13 protein-coding genes are annotated in these 15,291 nt (G+C 72.4%); 4 read left to right on the forward strand and 9 right to left on the reverse strand.

The window, feature by feature from the left end:
• The first annotated feature begins 167 nt into the window (after window positions 1–167).
• The gene (locus ACYVOM_RS40900; protein WP_460309018.1) at window positions 168–1,103 is read left to right on the forward strand and encodes a L,D-transpeptidase; all 936 of its coding nucleotides are present in this window, start codon (window positions 168–170) and stop codon (window positions 1,101–1,103) included.
• Here ACYVOM_RS40900 and ACYVOM_RS40905 read toward each other — a convergent pair.
• The 3 genes from ACYVOM_RS40905 to ACYVOM_RS40915 all read right to left on the reverse strand — a co-directional run bounded on the left by ACYVOM_RS40905 (window position 1,094) and on the right by ACYVOM_RS40915 (window position 4,778).
• Window positions 1,094–2,305: an MFS transporter gene (locus tag ACYVOM_RS40905; RefSeq protein ID WP_460309019.1), complete on the reverse strand. Its 1,212-nt coding sequence runs from the start codon at window positions 2,303–2,305 to the stop codon at window positions 1,094–1,096. The genes ACYVOM_RS40900 and ACYVOM_RS40905 overlap by 10 nt on opposite strands.
• Window positions 2,306–2,608: 303 nt before the next feature.
• On the reverse strand, window positions 2,609–4,543 hold the full coding sequence (locus ACYVOM_RS40910; RefSeq protein ID WP_460309020.1) for an nSTAND1 domain-containing NTPase: 1,935 nt from the start codon (window positions 4,541–4,543) through the stop codon (window positions 2,609–2,611).
• A 58-nt stretch (window positions 4,544–4,601) separates the two neighbouring features.
• Window positions 4,602–4,778, reverse strand: a complete 177-nt coding sequence (locus ACYVOM_RS40915) for a hypothetical protein (protein ID WP_460309021.1) — start codon at window positions 4,776–4,778, stop codon at window positions 4,602–4,604.
• Between the two features lie 202 nt (window positions 4,779–4,980).
• On the opposite strand from ACYVOM_RS40915, the gene fxsT reads away from it, so the two are divergent.
• Window positions 4,981–7,515, forward strand: a complete 2,535-nt coding sequence (gene fxsT, locus ACYVOM_RS40920) for an FxSxx-COOH system tetratricopeptide repeat protein (RefSeq protein WP_460309022.1) — start codon at window positions 4,981–4,983, stop codon at window positions 7,513–7,515.
• A gap of 45 nt (window positions 7,516–7,560) precedes the next feature.
• Here the strand turns inward: fxsT and ACYVOM_RS40925 are convergent, their stop codons facing one another.
• From ACYVOM_RS40925 to ACYVOM_RS40940, 4 genes are all read right to left on the reverse strand, one after another.
• Complete coding sequence (locus ACYVOM_RS40925) at window positions 7,561–8,805, reverse strand: aKG-HExxH-type peptide beta-hydroxylase (RefSeq protein ID WP_460309023.1); 1,245 nt, start codon at window positions 8,803–8,805, stop codon at window positions 7,561–7,563.
• A complete protein-coding gene (locus ACYVOM_RS40930) occupies window positions 8,802–10,019 on the reverse strand; it encodes an FxsB family cyclophane-forming radical SAM/SPASM peptide maturase (protein ID WP_460309024.1) in 1,218 nt (405 codons plus the stop codon). Before ACYVOM_RS40930 ends, ACYVOM_RS40925 begins: the two co-directional genes overlap by 4 nt.
• 72 nt (window positions 10,020–10,091) lie before the next feature.
• Entirely contained in the window at window positions 10,092–10,628 is a 537-nt protein-coding gene (locus tag ACYVOM_RS40935) for a GNAT family N-acetyltransferase (protein ID WP_460309025.1), read from the reverse strand.
• A gap of 66 nt (window positions 10,629–10,694) precedes the next feature.
• Window positions 10,695–11,573: a DUF72 domain-containing protein gene (locus ACYVOM_RS40940; RefSeq protein WP_460309026.1), complete on the reverse strand. Its 879-nt coding sequence runs from the start codon at window positions 11,571–11,573 to the stop codon at window positions 10,695–10,697.
• A 137-nt stretch (window positions 11,574–11,710) separates the two neighbouring features.
• Here ACYVOM_RS40940 and ACYVOM_RS40945 point away from each other — a divergent pair, with 137 nt between their 5' ends.
• Window positions 11,711–12,103 carry an STAS domain-containing protein gene (locus ACYVOM_RS40945; protein WP_460309027.1) on the forward strand — a complete coding sequence of 131 codons (393 nt, stop codon included), beginning with the start codon at window positions 11,711–11,713 and terminating at the stop codon, window positions 12,101–12,103.
• A gap of 109 nt (window positions 12,104–12,212) precedes the next feature.
• Here the strand turns inward: ACYVOM_RS40945 and pruA are convergent, their stop codons facing one another.
• Window positions 12,213–13,838 (reverse strand): L-glutamate gamma-semialdehyde dehydrogenase, encoded by a 1,626-nt coding sequence (gene pruA, locus ACYVOM_RS40950; RefSeq protein WP_460309028.1) that lies wholly within the window; start codon window positions 13,836–13,838, stop codon window positions 12,213–12,215.
• A gap of 258 nt (window positions 13,839–14,096) precedes the next feature.
• Here pruA and ACYVOM_RS40955 point away from each other — a divergent pair, with 258 nt between their 5' ends.
• On the forward strand, window positions 14,097–14,681 hold the full coding sequence (locus ACYVOM_RS40955) for an alpha/beta hydrolase (RefSeq protein WP_460309029.1): 585 nt from the start codon (window positions 14,097–14,099) through the stop codon (window positions 14,679–14,681).
• Here the strand turns inward: ACYVOM_RS40955 and ACYVOM_RS40960 are convergent.
• The gene (locus tag ACYVOM_RS40960) at window positions 14,671–15,144 is read right to left on the reverse strand and encodes a DoxX family membrane protein (RefSeq protein WP_460309030.1); all 474 of its coding nucleotides are present in this window, start codon (window positions 15,142–15,144) and stop codon (window positions 14,671–14,673) included. The genes ACYVOM_RS40955 and ACYVOM_RS40960 overlap by 11 nt on opposite strands.
• Between the last annotated feature and the right edge of the window lie 147 nt (window positions 15,145–15,291).

Raw genomic sequence — 15,291 nt, forward strand, 5'->3', positions numbered from 1 at the left:
TGATCACTCAAGGGATTTGCGTCGTAGGCCGCGTTTGGCGGGCTTGGTTGGGATCTTGAGGGCTGCGTTCATCAAACCGTCATGTGGGCTCACGGAGACCGGGGTGAGCTCCGGGGGCGGGGGCGCTAGGCTGCCAAGATCCCTCGAACCCTCCCATGGAGTGAACTATGCGACGAATCGCCCTTGTTGGCGTCGGCACAGTCGTCCTGGCGGCGTCCTCGGTCTTCGGGGTGGGCGCGGCGCAGGCGGCTCCGGAGCCCGAGCGGGCGGCGGTGCGCAAGCTCTACGTCGACGACGTGACCCCCAAGAAGGGGGAGAAGGTCGGCACCGGGATGCCGATCATGCTGCGCTTCACCCAGCCGATCCGCAACCGCAAGAAGGTCGAGCGGGCGCTGACGGTGACTTCGGGCAAGTCGACCCTCGGCGCCTGGTTCTGGACCAAGAGCGCGTCCGGCATGCCGCTGGCGATCTTCCGGCCGAAGACCGCGTGGAAGCCGAACCAGACCGTCACCGTGACCGCCGCGCTCAAGGGCCTCAAAGGCGCGGGGCCCGGCATCGTCGGATCCAAGAACCTCACGCACACCTTCCGCATCGGCGACGACCACGTCGTGAAGATCGCGGCGAAGAAGTACCGGGCGAAGGCCTACCGGAACGGCAAGCTGGTCCGCTCGTGGCCGGTGAGCCTCGGGTCGGGCGGCGAGGTCGTGAACGGCACCGACGTGCTCATCACCACCAGCGGCACCCACCTCGTCATGGCGCACAGCAAGCTGGAGCGCATGATCTCCCCGGGCAAGGAAGAGGGCGACCCGGGCTACTACGACGAGATGATCCCCTGGGCCACCCGGATCAGCGGCTCGGGCGAGTACATCCACCAGAACATGGACGACCCGTCCTGCCTCGGCAGGCGCAACTGCTCGCACGGCTGCGTGCGCTCGCCCGGCGGCGACGCCAAGTGGTTCATGAACTGGTCCTACCGCGGCGACCGGGTGATCATCACCGGGACCAAGCGCAAGCTGGCCTGGAACAACGGCTGGGGCTACTTCCAGATGTCCTGGAAGCAGTGGGTCGCGGGCGGCGCGCTGGACACGCCGGTTCAGACCTGAGCGGGCACCCGGACGGCGGCGCGGTCCCGCCGCGCCGCCGGGCGCCACGGCGTCACCGCGACCGCCAGACACACCAGCGCGGCCGTGACGCAGACGGCCACGCCGCGGGTGCCTAGGACGGCGACCGCGTAGCCCCCGCCCAGGGCGCCGAGCGGGGCCAGCGTGCCCGTCGCCAGCGCGCTGACCCCGGTGGTCTTGCCGAGGAGGTCGGCAGGGGTGTTGCGGCAGCGGTGGGCGGTGGCCGCGACGTTCATCAGCGAACCCAGCAGGCCGATCCCGGCCCACGCCGCCATGCCGGCCTCCTGCCGGTGCACGACCGCGACGAGCAGGACGAGTGCGGCCCATCCCCACGCGCAGACGGCGGGCACCGCGGGGCCGAGCCGGTCGGCCCAGCGCGGCGCGACCGCCGAACCCACGGCGCCGCCGACCCCTGAGGCCGCGATGAGCACCCCGATCTGGAACGGCGGCGCGCCCTGCCGTTCGGCGAGCACGAGCAGCATCAGCAGGAAGCCCTGGAACAGCGCGTTCGTCGCCGCGCACAGCGCCACCGCCCGCCGCTGGAACCGGTCGCTCCACACGAACATGACGGCCTCCCGCAACGTCCCGGGAGGCCGATCGCCGTGCCGGGTCCGCGAGGCGAGCGGCCGGATGAGGACGAGGGCGCAGAGCGACGCTGCGCCGGCCAAGGCGTCGGCGACGTACGGGACGGCACGGCCCGTCCCGTAGAGGAGCCCGCCGAGGGGTCGGCCCAGCAGGAGCGATAGGTGCAGGCGCAGTTCGTTGCGGGAGACGGCGGCGTCAAGGTTCTTCGTGGGGACGACCCGGGGAAGGGCGGTCTGTTCGGCGACCGTGTAGAAGGCCGCCGCTGTGCCGTCGAAGACCGCCAGGAGAAGCAGCCCCCAGAGGGGAGGCCGCTCGAGAAGCAGAAGGGCGCCCGCGCCGGACAGGGCGAAGACGAACCGGAGAGACTGGCTCCAGAGCATGATGAGCCGCTGGTCGACGCGGTCGGAGAGCCGCCCGGCCGGAGCGTGGGCGAGGATGTGGGGCAGCGTCGCGCAGGCCGCGGCCCAGCCTGCCGCCGAAGGCGACCCGGTGAGGCCGAGCGCGAGAAGCGGAAGCGCGGTCGAGGTGCCGGTGCGGCCGAGATGGGCGGCGGCCGAACCCGCCCAGAGCAGTGCGAAATCACGGCGCCAAGCGCTCACCCCGGTGGTGCCTTCCTGAGATCCCCGCTGGAGGGGCATGCGCCGCCGCGCTCTCGGCGCGGGCGCCCGGCCCGCCGGGCAGTCCCATCGAAGGCGGCCCGGATGCCGAGCAGCCTACTGAAACACCCCGTGAGCGTCCGGTGACCCACGATGTTCACCCGAGTCAAGCCCGGACCCGATCACCGGCCCCGCATCCCGGTCGGCCCCCACGCGGCCGCACAGGGGCGGTGCCGTCGGGGACGGCGCCGGTCGAAGAACCCGCTGCCGATCGGCCGGCGCCCGGCCCGATCGGCGGGTGTTCGGTCAGGGGCGCCGGGCGGTGAGGCGGGTCGCGGTGCTGTGGAGGTGAGGCGGGAGTGGCGGGTCGGTGGCCTGGGTGGCGCGGGCCGCGAGGGCGGCGGCGGTGGCAGGGTCGCCGGTCAGGGCGGCGACGCGGGCGGCGCGCAAAAGGACGAGGGAGCTTTCGGCGGATTCGGGAGAGGCGTCCGCCAGCGCCGTGCGGGCCTCCTTGGGCCGGTCCAGGACGGCCAGGGCGAGGGCGCGTGCGGCCTGGGCGGAGGCGACGGGGGCGGTGAGCCGGTCGAGGTCGCGCAGCGCCGACGCGGCCGAGACCGGGTCGCCGAGGTCGGCGAGGATCTCGGCGCGCGTGCCCAGGGCTTCGAGGGTGCCGCCGTCGAGGGCGAGGACGCCGGTGAGCACGGCGAGCGCGGGGACGGGCCGTCCGGCGAACCACAGGGCGCGGCCGAGGCCGGTCTGGATCGCGGGATCGTGGGGGACCCGCCCCACGGCGGAGTGCAGATCGGCCACCGCGCGCTCGGGGCACTCGCCTTGGCCGAGCCGCAGCCTTCCGATGGCCGCGAGGAGCCTGCCCACCGCCGTCGTGTCCTGGAGCGCCTCGCACGCCACGGCGGCGGCGCGGTAGTGCCCGGCCGCAGCCTCGGGAAGGCCGCGCTCGTAGGCGATGTTCCCCAGCGTCGTCTCGGCGGCGGCGTGGACGCGCAGGGAGCCTTCACCGGTGCGCGCGGCCTCCGCGGCGGCCTGGGCGAGGGCGTGTTCTCCCCAGTGCAGTGCCTTGTCGGCGGCGCGTAGGTGCTCCTCGGGGGAAGGCCGGAAGGCGGGCGCCGGATGGAGCGCGCGTACGGGCTGGACGAGGCGCGGATGCGTCAGCCGGTAGAAGAGCAGCCCGTCCCGGTGCCGGTGGGCGCGCAGTAGGTGCCCGTCCACGAGGTCGCGCAGGACGGCGGCGGGCATGCCCGCGGTCTTGGGCCCGTCTTCGTAGGCGACGCGGGCGCCTCCGGAGCGGGGCGCGAACACGTCGCGGAACCAACCGGTGAGGGCGGCGGGCGTCATCCGGTGGTCGGCGGCGGTCCGGGCGAGCACGTCGGCGGCGTGGTCGGCGAGCGCCTGGTCGACGTCCGGGCCGACGTCGTGGCCGGGACCGGGCGTGTCAGGACCGAGCAGCCGCGCGCACACGGACTGGAGGAGGGACGGCTCCACCCCGGAAGCGTGCTCCTCGCCGCGCCTGGATCCGCCGCGCCCGGTCCGTCCGCCTGCCGCCAGATCGGCGGCGAGGCGTTCGGCGAGGTCGTGGTCGCCGTCCTGGCCGAGGGGCCCGCGGATCGCGGCGGCAGCCGCCGCGAGGTCGAGCGGGCCGAGCAGCATCCTGCCGGGCTCGCCCAGCCGCCCGGCGAAGGCGAGTGCTTCAGGCAGCCTCTCCTCGCGAACGCACAAAAGAAGCCGGACCCTTGGACAGCTGGAGAGCGCCTCGGCCAGATCGTCGAGGAAGGCCATCCGGAAGTCTTCGGCGGCCGACGGCGCGAAGAGTTCCTCCGCCCGGTCGATCGCCAGATGCGCGGCGCCGCGCGGGCCGTCCAGCCCGCGCAGGAACGCCGCGGCGGTCAGCCCGGCAAGGCGCGTGGGCGCGGTCTCGGGCTGCCACGACGAGAGGACGGCGAAGGTGTACGGGTTCTGCCGGGGGATCGCGGCGAGCGGCAGCGCGGGCCGGTGCCCGGGCAGCGCCGGGGGCAGCACCCGCAGCGCCGCGTCGCGCAGCGCGGGAATGACGCCCGCGCGCAGCAGCGAGCTTTTTCCGGACCCCGATTCACCATGCAGAATCGTGATTTGATGGCGCTGCCAGATTTCGCTGAGTTCGCTGATTTCAGCGATCCGGCCGTGGAAGTGCGGACGGTCTCGCGCGGTGAACTCTCGATTTCCGGGAAACGGTGCGGAAAACGTCATTGGCCGCATCCGGCCAGGCATGTCGCGGCGCCCCTTCGGCGGCACGCGCGGCGCGGGCTCAGAAGGCGGGCGGAAGGCTCGCGTTGAAGGCCGCGACGGCGTCGCCGGCCTCGGGCTCGGCGGGGCCGAGGATCTCGGTGAGCACGTGCCACAGGGTGGAGTGGTCGAGGGAGTCGAGATCCGGCAGGGACAGTCCGGAGACGTCCACGAGATCACCGCGGGCGTGATCTTGCATGATTCCTCCCGGTCGGCGGTCACAGGTCGCACCAATCTTCGCACGCCGCCCAACCGCTTTCCAGAGCGAAAGGAAAATGATCTGAGGCCGGTCTGTGCCCTATGCCGCAGTCCCCGAAATGTGCTGTTGCGGCAATTCGGGAACGCGGGGTTAGCATGACGTGGGACATCAGCTGCGAAAATGGACCACCGCGGAGGTTTCGATGGCGAAATCCCGTTCCGCCGGCGTACCGGGCAGGCCGCTCGGGCGGGTGCCGGACGTCTGGGGGAAGGTGCCCCCGCGCAACAAGAACTTCACCGGCAGGGAAGACCTGCTGACCCGGCTGCGCGAACGCGTCACGGGGCAGGTGACGGCGGTCGTGCCGCACGCGCTGCACGGGCTGGGCGGGGTGGGCAAGACGCAGATGGCCGTGGAGTACGCCTACCGCTACCGGCAGGAGTACGACCTGGTCTGGTGGGTGCCCGCGGACCAGCCGGCGCTGGTGCGCTCCAGCCTTGCCGCGCTCGCCCCGCACCTGGGCCTGCCCCCGGCGACCGCGACGGGCATCGAGGACGCCGCCAACGCCGTCCTGGACGCGCTGCGCAGGGGGGAGCCGTACGCGCGCTGGCTGCTGGTGTTCGACAATGCCGACCAGCCCGAGCACCTCCAGGACGTCCTGCCGCAGGGGCCGGGCCATGTGCTGATCACCTCGCGGAACCACCGCTGGGAGGGGGTCGTCGACACGGTTCCGGTGGATGTGTTCACCCGTGCCGAGAGCGTCCAGTTCCTGGCGAAGCGGGTGCCGAGGACCGTGCCGGACTCCGACGCAGAGCGGCTCGCGCACGAACTCGGCGACCTGCCGCTCGCCCTGGAGCAGGCGGGCGCGCTCCAGGCCGAGACGGGCATGCCGGTCGCGCAGTACCTGGAGCTCCTGACCGAGCGCACGGCCCAGCTGCTCTCGGAGGGCAAGCCCTCGGAGTACCCGGTGTCGATGACCGCCGCGTGGGGCCTGTCGGTCGCGTCGCTGAGCGGCACGATGCCCGAGGCGATCGACCTGCTGCGCGCCTGCGCGTTCTTCGGCCCGGAGCCGATCCCCCGCGACGTGTTCAGCCAGCCGCGCGGGGACCTCGGCCCGAAGCTCGCGGCGCTGCTGCGCGACCCGATCCGGCTGAGCCGGGCCGTCGGCGAGCTGGGCAGGTACGCGCTCGCCAAGATCGACGCCTCGGCCCGGACGATCCAGGTGCACCGGCTGATCCAGGCCCTGGTGCGGGAGGAACTCGACGCCGAAGAGCAGCGCCGCGTCAGGCACGAGGTGCACGTGCTCCTGGCCACCGCCGCGCCCGGCACCCCCGACGACAGGACGAGCTGGCCCGCCTACTACGACCTCCTCGGCCACATCCAGCCGTCCGGGGTGGCCGAAAGCAAGGAGCCCGAGGTACGCCGGCTCGCCTTGGACGTCGTCAGGTACCTGTATGCGTCGGGCGGTTATGCCTCGGCAAGGCTGTTCGTACAGGGGTTCATCGACAGGTGGTCTCAGGACGGGACACCGGACGACCTCGACGTCCTGAAGGCGAGAAGGCAGCTCGGGAACGTCCTGAGGGAACTCGGCCTCTATCAGTCGGCGTACGAGCTCAACCAGGCGACGCTGAAGCTGCACCGGGGACGGGTGGACCAGGACGAGAAGGAGGTGCTGCGCCTCGTCAACACGATAGGAGCCGACCTGCGGGCGCGCGGAGACTTCCCGGCGGCGCGCGCGCACGACCTGGAGTCCAGGGCGCGGCACGAGGCCGTCATCGGGGAGAACGAGCCGCACACCCTGCGCGTCATCAACAGCCTCGCTCTCGACTACGGGCTGATCAGCGACTACCAGCAGTCCAAGCGCCTCCACGAGGAGGGCTACATGAGGATGCGGGCGCTGGGGAGGAAGGCGGGGGCCGTCGACGTCCTGGCGCCCTGGAGCGGGCTCGCCCGTGCCGTCCGCCTGTGCGGGGACTACGCCGAGGCGTGCGATGTCGGGGAGGAGGCCTACCACTACGGGGCCAACGAACTCGGCGCGGACCATCCTTGGACACTGCGCACGGGCAAGGACCTGTCCATCGCATGGCGAAGGGTGGGGGAGCTGGACCGGGCGCTGGAACTGGCGCTGGAGATGCACGCCAGGTACGTCCGGCTGTACGGGCTCAGCCACCCCGACACGCTCGCCTCCGCGATGTGCCTCGCGAACGCCCAGCGCGCGCTGGGCGACCTGGATTCCGCGGTCGACCTCGCGGCCGACACCGTCAACCGGTACCCGAACGTCTACGGGCCGGAGCATCCGTACAACCACGGCTGCGCGGGCAACCTGGCGATCCTGCGCCGCGCGACGGGCGAGCCGGAGGCGGCACGGGCGCTCAACGAGGCGGCGCTCGCCGGCCTGGAGTCCAAGCTCGGCCGCGACCACCACTATCCGCTGACGGTCGCGGCGAACCTGTCCAGTGACTACGCCGACCTGGAGCGGCTCGACGAGGCGGTCGCGCTGGGCGCCGACACCCGCGAGCGGCTCGCCCGCGTCCTCGGCCCCCGGCACCCGATGACGCTGTCCTGCGCCGCGAACCTCTCCTCCGACCTGGCACTCCTGGACCGCAAGGACGAAGCGGAGGCACTGTTCACCGGAACACTGGAGGCCTACTCCGCGACCCTGGGCCTGGCCCATCCCGACGCCGTCGTCGCCCAGGACCGCCGCCACCTGGACTCCGACTTCGATCCGCCGCCCATCTGACCGGAGGCCGCGGCCCCGTTTCAGGCGCAGCCTTCGCCGCCCGCCTCAGGCGGGCAGGGCGGCCTCCGGGACGGGCTCGGCCTGCCAGGAGGCGAGGGTCGCGGTCGTTTCGGCGAGGAAGGCGCGGCCGTGCGCGGTGAGCGACGGGCTTCCGGCGAGGGCGAGCGCCGCGGCGTGGGCGGCGTCGCGCCAGCGGGCGTAGGAGACGGCTGCGCGGGGCCCCGTCAACGGGCGCTCGCGCCGCCAGAACCCGGCGACGCCCAGATGGGCGTAGACGCCGTGGAGAGCGCCCAGGAGGGGGCGGGGGTCGGTCCGCCAGGCCACGGGGTAGCGAAGGCCGTCGTCGGTCCCGGTGAGGGCCTGGAGGTCGAGGACGGCGTTGAGCTTCGTGTGCTGGATCTCGTGCGCGATCGTCTCGGCGAGGCCGAGCGCGTCGACGGGGGAGGAGAGCCCGATGAGTCCTGGCGCGTGCCGGGGGGTGCCGCTGGTGGCCCGTCCCGGGGGCGCGTCGAGCACGGTGAACGCGCGGAGCAGGACGCGGGCCTCTGCCGCGGTCGTCCAGTGCCGCAGGAGGAGGATCTCCCAGGCGTCCTCCAGTAGGGCTCCCCAGCGGGCGGCCTCGGCGGCGGTGAGCTTTGCCTCCCGGAGCCGAGCGCCCGGCATCCGGTCGGGGTCGGTCTCGTCCAGCAGGAGCGTTATCCCCGCGGCTCCCTCCCCCGCGCTGAGCGCGCGCACGGGCGTCCACCCCGGCGCCGCCCCGATCCGCGGCACCCGCACCGCGCCTTCCCGGCCGAGGATTTCGATCCCGTCTCCCGTTCGCGCGACGACGTCCCGCCCCGCCCACCCTTCCGGCAGCGAAAGACTCCCCACCGAAGGCAGCACGAGCACTCGGCCGGGCTGGGGAATCGTCAGCGAGGCCCGTATCCTGGCGCGTACGGCCGCCGCCGCAGCCACCTTGCCGAGCAGAGCGGCGGCCTCCGCCCGAGCCTCCGCCTCTCCGCCCATGACGCCTCGCAGGACCCTCCGCGCGGCGGCCTCCACCGCCGGATATCCCGCGACCAGAGCGAAAGCCGAAGGCTCCCGCTCACGCACGTCGGCGAGCACGCGCCAGGCCTTCTCCCCCGCGTGGGCGCACCCGCCTGCCCGCGCGGTCTCCAGCAGGCCCCGCAACAGCACCCCCCGCCGCGCGTCCTGCCCCGCACGCAGCACCCGGGCCGCCCGCTCGCCTCCTCCCCCGGCCGCCAGCACCCGCAGCACCTCGCCGGACAGCCCTCCCGGACGTGGGCTCACTCCGGTCCGCCGCGGTGCGTGCGGAGGGCGGCTATGTCGGTGGTGAGGGTGTCGCGGACATGGGTGATGAGACGGGTGAGGTCCGGGCAGTAGACGGACGGGTTGCGGAAGCCCGTACCGGTGCGGTGCCTGTGCGGGTAGAGGCCGGCGCCGCAGACGCGGACAAGGGAGCAGGCACGGCACTCGGCGGAGAGGGCGCGGACGCCGATCTGGCGGGCGGCGATGCCGGGGACGAGGAGCGCGTCGTCGAAGGAGTCGCGGGCGATGTGCAACGGGGTGCGGCTGGCCCCGTCGAAGGCGGCCTTGAGCGTGTCGACCTGCTCGATCCGTCCGTTCGTCTCCACGACCACCGTCGCGACGGGGGACAGGCCGATCGTCTCGCTGCGCGAGGGCCTGCCGAGCAGCAGGTGCAGGATCTCGCCGAACAGCCGGACCCGGGTCTCCCGGACGGGCGCGCCGTACCAGCGGTCGAAGGCCTTGACGAGCCAGTCGCCGTACGGCGTGGAGCGATCCGGCGGCCTGCCGGGCGGAGGCAGGTCCCATGTGCCGTGCGGAAGCAGGAAGTCGATCTCCGGCGGGTCGTACGCGAGCAGCGCCTCGTAGGTGACGACGGGATCGTTGGCGAGGTCGACGGCGGCGAGCAGCCCGCCGAACAGGTGCCGGTGCCGCGGCGCGGTGAGCTGTGCAAGGCCGCGCCGGACGGCTTCGTGGCTGCCTTCGCCGTCGTGGCGGAGACGGTGCCTGTCGTGTGCCTCCGCATCCCCGTCGAGGCTGACGCCTACGCGTACGTCGAGCTCGTCGAAGAGGGCGAGGAAGATGGGGTCGAGGAGGGTGCCGTTCGTTTGCACCTGGAAGGCGACCCGGACGCCGGGCATCGCCTCGCGGGTCGCCGAGACCGCGTACCTCAGGTGCTCGACCCCCGCGAGCAGCGGTTCGCCGCCGTGCAGCACGACGGTGACGGCCGGGAGCCGGTGCGCGGCGGCGTGCTCGGCGATGCGGGCGATCGCCTGGTCCAGGGTCCCGCGTGCCATGCGGCGTGGCTGCGCGCGCCACCCTTGGTCGGGCGATTCGTACATGTAGCAGTAGTCGCAGGCGAGGTTGCAGCGGCTGTGGATCTTGAGCACGTACTCGCGGAACGGCGTAGGCCGCCACCCGCCTTCAAGTAGCGCTTGGACGTCGAGGAGCGCGGGCCACTCGCCGCCGCTGACGGCCACGCGATCAACTCCCCATGATGGGTGTCTATCCAGTTTCATCCTGTTATGTGGCCGAAGTCGGGATATTGAAACTCAGGTGTCCGGCAGTTGCCACGGCTCGCAGCGCGCCACGCCGTCCAGGGAATCGGCGGTGATCGCCCACCGCTCGTGGTCGCGCCACACCCCGTCGACCCTGATGAAGCCGGGCGAGAGCCCCTCCCGCCGGAACCCGACGCGCTCGGCGAGCCGCAGCGAAGGACCGTTCCCGGGGTCGATGTCGGCCTCGAGCCTGTGCAGCCCGAGCGGCCCGAAGCCGTACCGGACGACCAGGGCCAGCCCTTCGGTGAGGTAGCCCTTCCCGACGGACGGCGCGAACCCCGCGTACCCGAGGATCGCCCGTTCGTAGACGCCCCGGGTGATCCCGCTGATGATGACGACCCCGACGATCGCGTCGTCCTCGATCCGCCGGACGGCCAGCGGGATCGCGCCCTCGTCGGCGAGCCGCAGCAGGTAGTCCAGGCATTCCGAGGTCGTCCGCGGCATGTAGACCCACCGCCCGTGCAGCTGCCGGCTCAGCCTGCCGAGCCGCGCGACCTCGTCGGCGTCCGCGGGGCGCAACCGTCTGAGCACGACACGGTACATAGGCGGCATTCGACCAATATCCGAGGACCCGTGTAAACCCCCGGCGAAGCGCGCTCAGAAGAGCGTGAGGGGCTCCTCCGGCGCGGCCAAGGGGGCCGGCTCCGGGAGGGGCGCAAGGGCGGCACCGGCCTCCGGGCCGAGAAAAGCGCGGACCTCGTCGTGGAAGCGGCGGGCGAGCGCGGGGGCCTCGTCGTTGCCCGGGGTGTGCAGGAAGAACGTGGGTGAGCGGCCCTCGCGCAGCCAGCCGGCGACGGTCTCCACCCACGGCGCCCAGCCTTCGACGGTCTCCTCGGCCGAGTCCCGGCCGAGGTACCGGACGATCGGGGCGCGGGTGAGCGCCCGGTCGCGGCGCGGCATCCGGGGCTTGCGGGTCCACGCCTCGCGCTCGGCGTCGGTGGTCGGCGGCGCGGCGAACAGCACCGTGGTGTCGAACGGCACCCACTCGGCGCGCGCCGCCTCCAAGGTCCGCTCCAGAAGCCGCACGGACCGCTCGTCCTCGAAGAAGGCCCGGTGCCTCACCTCGACGGCGTAGCGGTACCCGCCCGGAAGTCGGCGCAGGAACCCCGCGAGCGCCGCGACGTCGCCCGGGCCGAACGCCCCGGGGAGCTGGATCCACAGGACGCCCGCGCGCGGCCCCAGCGGCTCTACGGCCTCGTAGAACGCGGCGAGTTCCGCCTCCGCCCCCGTCAGCCGCCGCTCGTGCGTGACGGTCCTGGGCAGTTTGAGGGGGAACCTGAAGTCCGGCGCGGTCTGCGCCGCCCACGACGCGGCGGTCTCCCGGGTGGGCGTCGCGTAGAACGTGGTGTTCCCCTCGACCGCGTTGCACCAGGACGCGTAAGCGCTCAGCCGCTTGTCCGCGGGCAGCGGATGCGGGACGTACCGCCCCCGCCAGGGAGCAAGGGTCCACATCGCGCATCCCACATGAAGCCGCATGGACCCGAAGTTACCGAACGCGCGCGGCTCCCGGGACGATGCCGGATTCCGGGATATGTCCTCACGCAACGAGGTCATCCGATTACCCTACGCCCGGAGTTCCGTAACCCCCAGGCACCCTTCAGGACGGTGACGCATTGTCAGAGCAGCCCGCGCCGCAGCAGCGGCCTTCCGGCCCCCCGGCCTTTCACGCGACGACACTCCGCTACGCCAGCCATCGCCTTCTCATGGTCGCCGGAACGCTCGACGAGAGCGCCGTCGCGGGTCTGGAGGCGGCCCTGCTCCCCCTGCTCCAGGAGGAGCCCAGCACGCCGCTGGTGGTCGACCTGGAAGACGCGCTCGACATCTCCGAAGCCGTCTATCCGACCCTCGTCGAGGCCGCCCGCCTCGCCGTCGACAGGCAGGTGACCCTGACGTTCAGCTGCCCCTCCGAGCGACCCCTGGCCGCCCTGCGCGCGATGGACGCGGTCCGCTTCATGTCCCTGTGGGAATCGACCCCGGACGCCGTGGAGGCCGCCCTCACCAGGTGAGGACGGCCTCCGGCAGACGGGAGCCGGGCCGCCGTGCGTCGCCCCGCACGGTCGCCCGGCCCGCGTCCGGGACCGCGTCCGGGACCGCGTCCGGGACTACGGCCGGGCGTCAGCCCATGTGCGGGTAGCCGTGGGACGTCGGGGGCACGAAGGTCTCCTTGATCGTCCGGGTGGACGTCCAGCGCAGCAGGTTCTGGAGCGAACCCGCCTTGTCGTTGGTGCCCGAGGCCCGGCCGCCGCCGAACGGCTGCTGCCCGACGACGGCGCCGGTCGGCTTGTCGTTGATGTAGAAGTTGCCGGCGGCGAAGCGCAGGACCTCGCTCGCGTGCGCGACGGCGGCGCGGTCGCGGGCGATGATCGAGCCGGTCAGGCCGTAGGCGCTGGCCTTCTCCATCTGGGCGAGCATCGCGTCGTAGGAGGCGTCCTCGTACACGTGCACGGACAGGACCGGGCCGAAGTACTCGTCGCGGAAGATCTCGTGCGCAGGGTCGTCGCTCACCAGGACGGTCGGGCGGACGAAGTAGCCCTCGGAGTCGTCGTAGGAGCCGCCCACGAGGACGTCGATCTTCGGGTCGGCGGCAGCGCGGTCGAGGACGCCCTTGAGCTTCGCGAACGACCGGGCGTCGATGACGGCGCCCATGAAGTTCCGCAGGTCGCGCACGTCGCCCATGGTGAGGGACTCGACGGTGGCGGCGAACTCGTCGCGGATGAGGTTCCACACCGAGCGCGGGACGTAGGCGCGGGAGGCCGCGGAGCACTTCTGGCCCTGGTACTCGAACGCGCCGCGGACCATCGCCGTCAGCAGCACCGCCGGGTCGGCCGAGGGGTGCGCGACGATGAAGTCCTTGCCTCCGGTCTCGCCGACGAGCCGGGGGTAGGTCGCGTAGGAGTCGAGGTTCTCTCCGACGGTGCGCCACAGGTGCCGGAACGTCGCGGTGGAGCCGGTGAAGTGGATGCCGGCGAGGTCCGGGGCGCTCAGCGCGACGTCGGACATGGCGATGCCGTCGCCGGTGACCATGTTGATGACGCCCGGGGGCAGGCCCGCCTCTTCGAGCAGCCTCATCGTGTGGTGCGCGGCGAACTGCTGCGTGGGAGACGGCTTCCAGATGACCGTGTTGCCCATCAGCGCGGGCGCGGTCGGCAGGTTCGCGGCGATCGCGGTGAAGTTGAAGGGCGTGATCGCGTAGACGAAGCCCTCCAGCGGCCGGTGGTCGGCGCGGTTCCAGACGCCGGGCGACGACACGGGCTGCTCGGCGAGGATCTGGCGCGCGAAGTGCACGTTGAAGCGCCAGAAGTCGGCGAGCTCGCACGGAGAGTCGATCTCGGCCTGCTGGGCGGTCTTGGACTGGCCGAGCATGGTCGCGGCGGCGATCGTCTCGCGCCACGGGCCGGTGAGCAGGTCGGCGGCGCGCAGCAGGATCGCGGCGCGGTCGTCGAAGCTCAGCGCGCGCCAGCCGGGGGCTGCGGCGCGGGCGGCCGCGACGGCGTCGCGGGCGTCGGAGTGGTCGGCGTTCGCGGTGGTGCCGAGGACCTCGCGGTGCGCGTGCGGCTGCACGACGTCGATCCGCTCGCCCTTGGCCATGCGGTGCTCGCCGCCGATGACGGAGGGGAGTTCGGCGCCGCCGACGGACAGCTCGGTGAGCTTGGCCTCCAGCCGGGCTCGCTCGGGGCTGCCGGGCGCGTAGGCGTGTACCGGCTCGTTGACCGGCGCGGGCACGGTGGTTCGGGAGTCCATGAGCTTGTTCCGCCTCCGGGTGAATCGTGGGTTCGCGTCTCTCTCTCGAAGCTAGGAGCGCGCCCGGTCCTTCACCATCGACAGGTGTCACGACCTCGCCGGTGATCTTTCATACAGCTGTATGAGGAGGTTTGTCGCGATCACGCCTCCCTCACGCGAGGGATGTGGCGGGGCTGTCGGGATAGGCAGAATCCAGCTGACGGATCTTGCTCGACGGATCCGCGGATGTCGCATGGATCTCGGGAAAGGGGCGGCGCGATGGGCGTTCTCGTGTTGCACGGCTGGCAGAACCACCGCCCGGAGGGGCACTGGGAGCGGGAACTCGCCGAGGAACTGGCGGAGCGCGGGGTGACGGTGTCGTATCCGCAGCTTCCCGACCCGGACGACCCCGATCTGGAGACCTGGCTCGCGGAGTTCGTCCGGCATCTGGCGGAGCTGCCGGGGCCGGAGAAGGTCGTGGTCTGCCACAGCCTCGCGTGCGTGGTCTGGATGCACGGCGCCTCGCGCGGCCTGGTGAAGGCCGATCGGGTGCTGCTGGTGGCGCCGCCCTCGCTGGAGTTCTGCGCGAGCCGGCCGGAGCTCGCGGAGATGGCGCGGTTCGCCACGCCGCTCACGCCTGAGCTGATGGCGGCCTCGGGCGCCGTGCGGCTCGCCGCGTCCGACGCCGATCCCTACTGCCTGGGAGGGGCGCTGGAGCTCTTCGGGCGTCCGCTGGAGTTGGACGCCGATCTGCTTCCCGGCGCCGGACATCTCGATCTCGGCGCCGGGTACGGTCGTTGGCCATCGGTGCTGGAGTGGTGCCTCGACCCGGAGGTCAGGCTCGTTCCACGCGTCAGTTCTTGAGGAGCATGGCGATGAGGGAGGCGACGATGCCGAGGGCGATCGCGCCCCAGCCCCAGGCGGAGCCCATGGTGGTGCGGCGCCACGGACGGCCTTCGTCGAGGCTGTAGCGGCCCGGTCCGGTGAGGGCGAGGCCCGCGCCGGCCGCGGCGATGAGCAGCGGCGTCTCGGTCCCGCCGTAGAACCCCTGCTTCCAGGTGCTGAAGGCCGCGGTCAGCATGACCCCGATGACCATCGCCGAACCGAGCGGCCACAGGAGCCCGAGGGCGAGCAGCAGCCCGCCGACGAACTCCGTGAGGCCCGCGACCACCGCGTAGAACTGGCCGGGGTCGAATCCAAGCTTCCCGAAGAACATCCCGGTCCCCTTGATCCCCCCTCCCCCGAACCAGCCGAAGAGTTTCTGTGCGCCATGAGAGGCGAGGACCAGCCCGAAGACCAGTCGCAGCAACAACAATCCCGCGTCCATACCGCCTCAAGGTAACGGAGCGTGATCATGAGACCTCGTCACCGAAGTTCTGCCCTCGGCAAACTCGGGGATCGTCCATCCGGCCGACCCGCCCGTGGAGCCGCGCTGGGCACCGGCTCGCCTCAAGGGCTCGCCGGGGGCTCGGGT

It is taken from the genome of Actinocorallia aurea, from assembly GCF_054783995.1.

Excerpts from the sequence above, each read along its gene's own strand:
- ACYVOM_RS40900 (WP_460309018.1), top strand. The coding sequence starts at position 168 with ATGCGACGAATCGCCCTTGTTGGCGTCGGCACAGTCGTCCTGGCGGCG.
- ACYVOM_RS40910 (WP_460309020.1), bottom strand. The coding sequence starts at position 4,543 with ATGACGTTTTCCGCACCGTTTCCCGGAAATCGAGAGTTCACCGCGCGA.
- ACYVOM_RS40915 (WP_460309021.1), bottom strand. The coding sequence starts at position 4,778 with ATGCAAGATCACGCCCGCGGTGATCTCGTGGACGTCTCCGGACTGTCC.
- fxsT (WP_460309022.1), top strand. The coding sequence starts at position 4,981 with ATGGCGAAATCCCGTTCCGCCGGCGTACCGGGCAGGCCGCTCGGGCGG.
- ACYVOM_RS40940 (WP_460309026.1), bottom strand. The coding sequence starts at position 11,573 with ATGCGGCTTCATGTGGGATGCGCGATGTGGACCCTTGCTCCCTGGCGG.
- pruA (WP_460309028.1), bottom strand. The coding sequence starts at position 13,838 with ATGGACTCCCGAACCACCGTGCCCGCGCCGGTCAACGAGCCGGTACAC.
- ACYVOM_RS40955 (WP_460309029.1), top strand. The coding sequence starts at position 14,097 with ATGGGCGTTCTCGTGTTGCACGGCTGGCAGAACCACCGCCCGGAGGGG.
- ACYVOM_RS40960 (WP_460309030.1), bottom strand. The coding sequence starts at position 15,144 with ATGGACGCGGGATTGTTGTTGCTGCGACTGGTCTTCGGGCTGGTCCTC.